Consider the following 7,036-nt stretch of genomic DNA (forward strand, 5'->3'; position numbering starts at 1 on the left):
CAACACGCGCAAACTTCGGAAGAGGTACCCATTAAGGCAAAGCAAATAATTGAACAATATTCTCTGGTCGAAACCATTGAACAGTTGAAAATGATATCCAAATAACGCACTATAAAAATCGTAATGATTTCAAGAATTCCTCAATCCTTAGTGTAGTTTCGTTGTAAGGCTTATTTTCATGCCAACCATAATTAAAGAAGCCATGCCCCATCCCTTCATAAGATACAAAAGTAATGTCATTTCCTTTAGCCTTCATACTATTAGTAAATTTCTTATTTTGGGTATAGAGCTCATCGGATGTCCCGCACATCCATAATGTTGGGGGAAGACACTTTTTAATATTGTGTATAGGAGACAAATCAGTCGCTCTATCTAGTAGTTCGGGAAATAATCTCTCCATAATGTCCACTCCATCCATCCCAGCAGCTAAAACAACTAGGCCGTTTGGAATGTAATCTGCACTTTGATCATCATTGATATGATCAAACATTATTGAAGATACCACTGTATAACCACCTGCCGATGCACCACACATTACAATTTGATTCGGATTGACTCCGAGCTCTGCGGAATGAGTTCGCACCCAGGTAATAGCAGATTTAGCGTCACTAATCGCTTGGACTGGAGTAAACCCATCATCATGTCCATTTCGATAATCGACACAAATACTAACAACGCCTTTGGATGATAAATACCGTGCTTGGTGCTGAAATTGAGCCGGGGTTAATGGTCCTTTTTTATAACTTCCTCCATTGAAAAATAGGATGGCTGTTTTGTTATCTACGGGCTCTTCCGGCTCAAATATGTACAATTTTAAATGCCGCTCCCCAATTACTTTATAAATTAACTCTCGCACAGGTAAGTCGAATTGAATTACACGCATTCTTTCCCCTCCAAAAGGTAGATTTCTAACTTTCATAAATATACTTTATTTTATCACACACCCTAAAATTGGTATTTATATGAAATCAAAAAGGCAGCCTATGATTGATGGCTGCCTTTTTGTATTTGTTAGACTAACCTGTCTGTTTAGACATTACGAAAATGCCTCTTAAAAGCCTTTTGGGGAGCGTTTGCAGACGGCCGATCAAAACAGCGTTGGCGCGCTGATTACTACGACTTTGACGGTAGCTATCCGCATTTACTTATCGGAGGCATATCAGGCGGTGGAAAATCGGTGTTTTTACGATCAATATTAACGACTCTTGTTAGCGGACCGGCTCCGGATCTTTATTTATGTGATTTAAAATCAGGCGTTGAACTCGGAATGTTTCGACGGCTAACGTGTGTTAAGGGATTCGGTATGTCTCTTGATGATGTGCGAAGACTCGCGTCGGAAATTGAAGCGGAGATGATAAGCGATACTTGTTATTGACGAGTTGGCCGACTTTGTGTCAAGAGCAGGCGACCCGGACGCGAAGCTTAAAGCGGAAATTAAAGCGATTATTACGAGGTTATCCGCTAAGGGTAGAGCCGCAGGGATTCTCTTAGTTTTGGCGACTCAACGCCCAAGCACGGATTCTCTCCCGGGAAATATAAAAACAAATGTAGCAGCGTCAATCTCGTTCAGAACGCGCGACACTATACAATCCCGGATTATACTTGATAGCCCGGCAGCAGCGGATTTACCGGACATCCCTGGACGCTTAATCTTTCAAACGTCCCGAGACGTAATCCTTCAAGCACCGTACCTATCCGCAGAACAAGCGCGCAAGATTATCGCAAAGTTACCGCAGAAACAAACTCAAACATATGAGGAGGTAGCGCAGAATGAATCGAACGATAGCGAAGCAAACCCGATGGACGGTAATACTATCGAGCTTTGAAACTTACGGATATCTTACTACATCGCAAGTACAGCGGCTTAACAACCTGGGAGGTCGCAGGAATACCACGCGAATACTTAACGATATGAGCGACTTCCTCTCGTCGTTTCGAGAAGGCGAGACGGTGTTTTACCTCAACGCTAACGGACGCAAGGAGATCGGTAGCGAGAAGCCGCAGCTTCGACGCACGCAGCACGTAGGACACACGATTATGCGCAATGACGTACTCATCGCACTGCAGCCTGAATATTGGCGGCCAGAATATACGGTGAAATGGGATAATCACGCGATCCAGGCGGATGCGCTTTTGCGGACGAAGAACGCGTATACATTCCTTGAGGTGGATATAACGCAGAGCACGGCGCAGAATCAACGCAAGATCGATATGTACCGCGCGTTAAAGGATACCGGACGTTGGGAGAAAAAACACGGGAATTTTCCGGCAATACTGTTCGTGACGGTTAGCGAGTATAGGCGCGATCGCTTGCGTGCGATTTTAGATAAAGCCGGATTGGAATCGCAGGTACTGACGCGAGATGATTTGAAATAACTATAGAAGGAAATTTAATCCAAAATGTCGAATGTATTGCGAAACTACTAAGAAAATATGGGTATGAGACCAGTTTTATAGTGAGGGCGAACGACATATGTGCATAGTTTTCGAGTTTAAATACGCAGTTTAAGAGGAGAGCGAATAGAATTGGCTTATTCAAAAGAATGGTTGAACGTTTTAAACCAAATTGATGATTTCTGTCGTCAGAACCCATTAGCTTGGTTTAGAGGGCATTCAGATGCGTCATTTGAGTTGAAATCGGGATTATTTAGAAGTAATATTCCTAGAAATCTTAATGAATACTTACTATATGAGTCTTATAGATATAACCAATTCAGAAAATACGGACACCTTGACCATCAACTCACTGATTGGAATTTGTTGTTTGTAATGCAACATCATGGTGTAGAAACACGATTACTAGACTGGACCGAGTCATTTGCTACTGCGCTCTTCTTTGCATACAGAAGCTGGACCCAGGAAAACGATGCTGAGATATGGCTACTTTCCCCGAATATGTTAAATAAGAAAAATAAGCAACCAAGCTTAATTGATCTTGCAGAAGGAGATAATTATATTGATTATTTAAAAGGTGAAATAAACTTTCTACCTTACTCCGTTGCCATTAGCCCCATTAAGAATAATCGCAGAATAATAGTGCAGAATGGAACTTTTACTATGCAAGGAAATGGAATGCAACCTCTGGATAAAGAATGTAACGGTGAGTTGATGTCCGAAGGGATACTGGTAAGAATAAAGCTAACACCGACATGCGCTGAAGATATAAAGAGATTTTTAATATTAAACGGCGTAAATGAATATACGTTGTTCCCAGATCTCGACGGATTAGCAAAATTTGTGAATAATCCCGGATTAGAGGTACAAACCTTAAAAGCTCTAGAGAAGAAGGCTGCCTCCATAATGACTATGCTTAACTAACGGAGTAATCTTATCTTCATCTGAGCCCGGTTCCACGTATACAAAACGCTGTCCTCGCCGGTAACGACAATTTACTAACGGGGACAGCGTTTTTCATTTTAACGATTGTATATAGTTTCCTCACTTACTACTCCACAAGTGCCTCGCTATACACTTCAGCAAACCTGTCCGCAAATTGCCTCGCTAACTTTACGTATATTTTATTTTATGTTTTTTAAACAGGAAATTTGTTCCAATTTGTCGAATATATTCCCGTACCCTAATACGAAAGGACTACGTTTATGAACCGATTTATGAAGCCGCTGACCTCCAATATCCACTTTTATACCGCGAAAATGAACGCAACGCCCATCGTAATCTTCGTCGACCAGGAACTTGTCGGCAGCGGTGTGATCGAGGGCATAACGGAGACCAGCGTTAAGGTAAAGGGCGAGCGTTACATGCGCGGAGTGTGCGTTTAAATACGCGGGATAGCGTGTATGTGTTCAATTTTATAGCGAGGAAGTGTTTACAACATGTTTAAAGAATTAGGGCAAGCTTCGGCCGATATATCTAAAGAAGTACTTATCCCACCAGCTAAAGAGTTAGGAAACGTCTTAGGGGACATGGTCTCGGTTAGTTTTGGTTGGTTAGCCAAGATAAAGATAAAACAAGAGCACAACATCCAGTTATTCAAAGAGGGTCTTCAAGATGGACTAGATAATATAAAACCAGAAAACCTTGTTCAACCCCCCCTTCATATCGTCGGACCAGCAATTAAAGCATCAAAATACTATATTGAAACAGATGAGTTAAGACAAATGTTTATTAACTTAGTAGTATCCTCTTCAGACAGAACAAAACAAACAACTGTTCACCCTTCATTTGTTGAAATAATAAAACAGCTTTCTTCCGTTGATGCTACGTGCTTTAGATACCTTTGCGAAAATACTAAAACAGCAGGGTGCTGTTCACTTCGTTTGTACGATACCTCAGTTAATGACGGTTCCTACAGAGATTTCAAATATATTTTTGACTTTCCTGGAGTGGACACTGAAAATTTTGTATCTTACATGACTGTAGCTGATAATCTAATTAGGCTCGGTCTTATTGAATGCATAGATACGTCGACCTCGTCAGATAAGAGCCGATATACTAAACTTAGAAGTATCGATTTTATTTCTTCAGTAAACGGAAGCAGAGCTAAACCATTCAATATCGAATTTAATGAGTGTTTTTGGAGTTTGACTTCACTAGGAAGTTCTTTTAAATCCACAGTTCTATAATAGATTAAACAATAAACTTGCAGAACACCGGACTACGCAGCACCCCCGCTTTGGTCCAGTTCCGCATCTTCACGCGAGCCCTTAACCGCGGCTCCACGTATACAAATTCGGAACAGTCAAAAAAACGTAAATAAAAGCGTGCGAGCCCCAGCTAAGGACTTGCACGCTTTTATTTAAGCAAAAGTTTGCCACCGTTATACTTCCAATTATGTTGATCGGTTAGTTTTTCTCGGTTTTTCCAACTTACTTAAAATCGATCGGTGAGTTTTCCTCATGATTGTTTTTAATGGATCTATCGGAAAGATGAGTATAATGCGCGGTCATTCTCCCGTCAGAGTGTCCAAGTATAATTTGTAGGTGACGTTCGGACCCACCTTCCTCCAGAAAAAGGGTAGCACCAGTATGACGGAGCAAGTGTGGATGTATGCGTTTAGTAATACCGGCTCTTTTTGCATACTTCTTCAATTGATGACGAAAGTGATTAGGCGTCAACCGATCACCATAATTACTCAAGAAAACGTTAGTCACTATCGAAATCCTCCGTTTCATTGATCAATTCCTGCATCAGTTTTGCTGTCCGTTTCGTTATTGGAACAGTACGTCCCTTCCGTGTCTTGACAATTTCTTTTCTTAACGTAACGTGTCCTGCCATTATATTTACGTCCTGTTTCCGCAAAGTCAATGCTTCATCAATCCGCAACATACCGTCAATCAACAGATTAAGCACAACTTAATCACGGAAATCGCTATATTTACGCTTATCTGGAGCTTTAAGAAGACACTTAAGCTCGTCCACAGTTAGGACCTCAATATCGCGTCCGACGTCTTCAACCGGTTTTAATGTTGCAAACGGGTCGGAGTCAATAACGCCATCTTCATGTAAAAAACGGAACATCGTTTTTAAAAATACGCGTATTAATAGACTTCGGTAAAAGTCCGACGGTCTTTGCACTCTCAGGTACGTTACGCTAAACTTACGCTTTTCATACCGTAGCCATAAAATATATCGCGTCCCAATTTTACGTCAATGTTTCGTATATCACGTACAATACCACGTGAGTCCAAGTACTCGCAGAAATATCTATAGTTTTGTTCGTACGTCTTGAGCGTATTTTCCGCGCGCCCTTCTGCCCTCCTAGCTTGATAATAGTGATCAAATAGAAAATCAAGCGAGTATTTCATTCGCTCAGCATTACGCTCTTTTTTAATTGAGCGTCCTTTCCGTCTGTCCATACCAAAAAAGCTCCTTTACACCGTAATGTCGGTAAGAATGCGAAAGGAACTGAAGCGCATCACTGCGAAAAGGGGAGCGCATATCTGCCGTGGTGTCCACGAATACAGTCAACGTAAAATCAACGTCTAGAAAACGAAAAAATCCGCTAAAAATAGCGGATTTCAAACGTTAAATGGAGCCTAGGGGGATCGAACCCCTGACCTCATCGCTGCCAGCGATGCGGCACTGTTATTTATCGTTATTTAAAAGTACCTGATATACTTTTGAGCCCCGTCGTCTCAGCATTTTCATGCTCTTTGGTTATCGGCTATACTCTGTCATAATTAGTTGTTTGTTACCGTATTGTTACCGTGCTGTTGCCACTGCTTCCAAGTGAACAATTATTGCGGACTCCTCTGAAAAGTCATCAATCTCAGTCCATTCAATTTAACGGAATAGCTTAAGTTTAAAATCTGGCTAAATCTTTTTTTATTAATATGCATTTTTCTTTCAAACTACTCCCTTGAACAAACTCTCCAATAAAATCATTAGTTAACTTGGTCACGAAGTCTACAAAGTCATATGGCTTGCCCTTTTGATGTTTGGTGATTTCAGACAATTTGATGATTACTAAATCCCAAAACTTCTCATCTGTTAATACTTGAAAAAGTCTACAGCATTCTTCATATAAATTCGATTGACTAGTGCTATTTATCGTTATCTGATAAAACTCCAACGTTTCTTTTTTCTCTTCCCTTTGTTTCACTATAGAGAAAAAGTCATTATTACCAAACTGAAGTCCTGCAAATAATTCTGTCAATATAGTCATATAATCTGTTTGACTGTACTCAAGTGTCGATATCTTTTCTCGTAGCGGAAGAAAAACTGGTAACATGTTATACGGTAATTTATTTGACATTTTAATAGCACTAATAATTGCATGTATATCGAGTATTAATTCGTTCGCAAAACTCTTCGCATCTCCTGAAACCCAGATTCCATTATGGGCAATTTCATTTCTAAATATTGGTGCCTCAAAAGCGAAATATGGATAAATTGAAAGCCATAATGCTAGATTCGAAGAGAAAACCTTCTCGGCTTTGACACTGAGCGTTCCTACATTATCTGGTTCTATTTCTTCATTAATTATCAAACAAAAGTCATAAAATAATCCTTCAACTTGTATTACTGCTAAGTTAATAAAGGACTGGTATCTCTCTTTTTCGTATAGTACAAGCAT

General features: G+C 40.4%; 8 protein-coding genes and 3 pseudogenes. 5 read left to right on the forward strand and 6 right to left on the reverse strand.

Translation table 11 applies throughout. The annotated features are described in order from the left end of the window. Window positions 1–109: 109 nt before the first annotated feature. On the reverse strand, window positions 110–883 hold the full coding sequence (locus KFT32_RS20860) for an alpha/beta hydrolase (RefSeq protein WP_211749414.1): 774 nt from the start codon (window positions 881–883) through the stop codon (window positions 110–112). Window positions 884–1,138: 255 nt separating this feature from the next. On the opposite strand from KFT32_RS20860, the pseudogene KFT32_RS27725 reads away from it, so the two are divergent. The 5 genes and pseudogenes from KFT32_RS27725 to KFT32_RS20885 form a co-directional block, all read left to right on the forward strand. Next, a pseudogene (locus KFT32_RS27725) lies at window positions 1,139–1,375 on the forward strand (FtsK/SpoIIIE domain-containing protein); the annotation flags it as partial. Window positions 1,376–1,391: 16 nt separating this feature from the next. Beyond that, window positions 1,392–1,826 carry a hypothetical protein gene (locus KFT32_RS20870; protein WP_211749415.1) on the forward strand — a complete coding sequence of 145 codons (435 nt, stop codon included), beginning with the start codon at window positions 1,392–1,394 and terminating at the stop codon, window positions 1,824–1,826. Next, the gene (locus KFT32_RS20875; RefSeq protein WP_211749416.1) at window positions 1,771–2,376 is read left to right on the forward strand and encodes a replication-relaxation family protein; all 606 of its coding nucleotides are present in this window, start codon (window positions 1,771–1,773) and stop codon (window positions 2,374–2,376) included. The genes KFT32_RS20870 and KFT32_RS20875 overlap by 56 nt, the downstream gene beginning before the upstream one ends. Window positions 2,377–2,526: 150 nt before the next feature. After that, on the forward strand, window positions 2,527–3,318 hold the full coding sequence (locus tag KFT32_RS20880; protein WP_211749417.1) for an FRG domain-containing protein: 792 nt from the start codon (window positions 2,527–2,529) through the stop codon (window positions 3,316–3,318). Between the two features lie 515 nt (window positions 3,319–3,833). Continuing rightward, window positions 3,834–4,583 (forward strand): DUF4393 domain-containing protein, encoded by a 750-nt coding sequence (locus tag KFT32_RS20885; protein ID WP_211749418.1) that lies wholly within the window; start codon window positions 3,834–3,836, stop codon window positions 4,581–4,583. A 4-nt stretch (window positions 4,584–4,587) separates the two neighbouring features. Here KFT32_RS20885 and KFT32_RS27315 read toward each other — a convergent pair. The 5 genes and pseudogenes from KFT32_RS27315 to KFT32_RS20905 form a co-directional block, all read right to left on the reverse strand. Continuing rightward, window positions 4,588–4,692: pseudogene (locus tag KFT32_RS27315) on the reverse strand (ATP-dependent DNA ligase); the annotation flags it as partial. Between the two features lie 134 nt (window positions 4,693–4,826). Further along, window positions 4,827–5,111: a tyrosine-type recombinase/integrase gene (locus KFT32_RS27320; RefSeq protein WP_211749419.1), complete on the reverse strand. Its 285-nt coding sequence runs from the start codon at window positions 5,109–5,111 to the stop codon at window positions 4,827–4,829. Then, window positions 5,104–5,286 carry a tyrosine-type recombinase/integrase gene (locus KFT32_RS27500; RefSeq protein WP_283246456.1) on the reverse strand — a complete coding sequence of 61 codons (183 nt, stop codon included), beginning with the start codon at window positions 5,284–5,286 and terminating at the stop codon, window positions 5,104–5,106. The genes KFT32_RS27320 and KFT32_RS27500 overlap by 8 nt, the downstream gene beginning before the upstream one ends. Before the next feature lie 260 nt (window positions 5,287–5,546). Continuing rightward, window positions 5,547–5,816, reverse strand: a complete 270-nt coding sequence (locus tag KFT32_RS20900; protein WP_211749421.1) for a hypothetical protein — start codon at window positions 5,814–5,816, stop codon at window positions 5,547–5,549. Between the two features lie 446 nt (window positions 5,817–6,262). Further along, a pseudogene (locus KFT32_RS20905) lies at window positions 6,263–7,036 on the reverse strand (hypothetical protein); the annotation flags it as partial.

The organism is Paenibacillus sp. Marseille-Q4541 (assembly GCF_018310695.1).
In the GTDB taxonomy this organism is placed as follows: Bacteria; Bacillota; Bacilli; order Paenibacillales; family Paenibacillaceae; genus Paenibacillus.

Excerpts from the sequence above, each read along its gene's own strand:
- KFT32_RS20860 (WP_211749414.1), bottom strand. The coding sequence starts at position 883 with ATGCGTGTAATTCAATTCGACTTACCTGTGCGAGAGTTAATTTATAAA.
- KFT32_RS20875 (WP_211749416.1), top strand. The coding sequence starts at position 1,771 with ATGAATCGAACGATAGCGAAGCAAACCCGATGGACGGTAATACTATCG.
- KFT32_RS20900 (WP_211749421.1), bottom strand. The coding sequence starts at position 5,816 with ATGGACAGACGGAAAGGACGCTCAATTAAAAAAGAGCGTAATGCTGAG.
- KFT32_RS20885 (WP_211749418.1), top strand. The coding sequence starts at position 3,834 with ATGTTTAAAGAATTAGGGCAAGCTTCGGCCGATATATCTAAAGAAGTA.
- KFT32_RS27500 (WP_283246456.1), bottom strand. The coding sequence starts at position 5,286 with ATGTTGCGGATTGATGAAGCATTGACTTTGCGGAAACAGGACGTAAAT.